General features: G+C 63.2%; 2 protein-coding genes. Both read left to right on the top strand.

Annotated features, from left to right (window positions below; translation table 11 throughout):
- Nucleotides 1–866, top strand: an 866-nt coding sequence (locus EOA27_RS35845) for an alpha/beta hydrolase (RefSeq protein ID WP_145970811.1), incomplete at its 5' end; no start/stop codon positions are given.
- A gap of 238 nt (nucleotides 867–1,104) precedes the next feature.
- On the top strand, nucleotides 1,105–1,539 hold the full coding sequence (locus EOA27_RS35840) for a hypothetical protein (protein WP_189354143.1): 435 nt from the start codon (nucleotides 1,105–1,107) through the stop codon (nucleotides 1,537–1,539).
- Nucleotides 1,540–1,567: the final 28 nt, after the last annotated feature.

The raw sequence follows: 1,567 nt of genomic DNA, 5'->3' as shown, positions 1-1,567 counted from the left end.
TCATCCATCTCCGGGGAACGAAGCTGCATTTCCTGGAGGCGGGCCACGGGCAACCGCTTCTGCTGTTGCACGGCAATGGCGCCTCGGCGGAAGACTTCAAGACAAGCGGCATCTTCGGCAGGGCCGCCGCTAGATATCGCGTACTTGCCTTCGACAGGCCCGGCTTCGGCATGAGTCCACGCCCGGCCGGCAGACCTTGGACAGCAGCTGCCCAGGCCGACCTCATCGATGCCGCGGTCGCGAAACTCGGCATCGAGCGCTACATGGTTGTCGGCCATTCCTGGGGAGCAGCGGTGGCGCTCGAAATGGCGCGCCGGCATCCCCGGTCGGTTGCCGGCGCCGTTGTCGTCGCCGGCTATCATTACCCGTCGCCAAGGCTTGCCCTTGTCATCTCCGCGCTGCCGGCGGTTCCGCTGATCGGGACGGTGCTGCGCCACGCGGTGCTGCCTTCGCTAGTCAGGCTGAACTGGCGCTGGGCGATGAAGAAGATTTTTCATCCGGCAACGATCGCGATCCCTTTCGCGACAACGACAAGAGGGTTGGCGAGCCGGCCCTCGCAACTGCGATCCATCTCCGCTGAATCCTTCCTGATGCTGGCATCGGCACTTTTCCCAAATCGCCAATATGCCGAAATCGCCGTCCCTGTCGGGATAATTGCCGGCGCGGGCGACCAGCTGTTCGATGCCAAGACCGAGGCGCTGCGGTTGCAAGGCGAGATAAGCCATTCACTTCTGGATATCGTCCCGGGTGCCGGACATATGGTGCATCAAAGCAATCCGAAGGCGATCCTAGCGATGATCGACAAGGTTGCGGCTTTTGCCAATATTGGTGACATGGCGAAGCGCCGGCTCGTACGACATGATTAAGTGCGCGGGGCCCGCGGAACAAAGTAATACGGCCGAGGTCCGGCGGGCTTCCAACGGAGAACCAGCCTCGTTTTTTACCGACAAGAAATTGCAATTCCCGGCCAGGGTAGAAGAGCCGAAAGCTGTCTACGCGCGCGCCCTGCAGCAGGCATCGGTGGCGCAAATCCCGAACACGGAGGAACTTTCCCGTGGGTGCGGCTTTATCATCGTGATTTCAAGCGATTGCAACGAGTGGAAGATGTTGCGCACCGTTGCCCGGCCGTGCCGGGCCTCCCTGCCTCTGCTGGCGCTGGCGCTTGCCTCCTGCTCCTCGTCTGAAACCGTCGACCAGCAATCGAAGCTTGCAGCCTCGACGGTACAGTCGGCGGTGATGGTAAGTGATGCCTGGCTCGCCGGCGCCGCGCCGTCCCGCTACGCATCGTCCGCCTTGCAATCCTTTGCCGAGACACTCGCCGACGCCGGCCGGCAAGTGCAATCGGCGTCTCCGTCCGACCAGGCAAAGCGGGATGCGCTGGCAGAGGCTCTCAGCAGGCTGTCGAACGCGGCAAGGCGGGCCAAGGACGCGGTCGAGGCCGGACAGCACGCCGAGGCCAGCCAGGCGCAGCAGGAACTTCGCGCCGCGCAAGGCGACCTCGCCGCCGCCTATCGACAATACTTCTCGCCGGGCCGATGAAGAAGCTGCTCGAGATCTCGCTTGGTGT

The organism is Mesorhizobium sp. M2A.F.Ca.ET.037.01.1.1 (genome assembly GCF_003998075.1).
In the GTDB taxonomy this organism is placed as follows: Bacteria; Pseudomonadota; Alphaproteobacteria; order Rhizobiales; family Rhizobiaceae; genus Mesorhizobium.
Note: the sequence above shows the minus strand (reverse complement) of the source record. Positions and strands in the feature narration are given on the sequence as shown.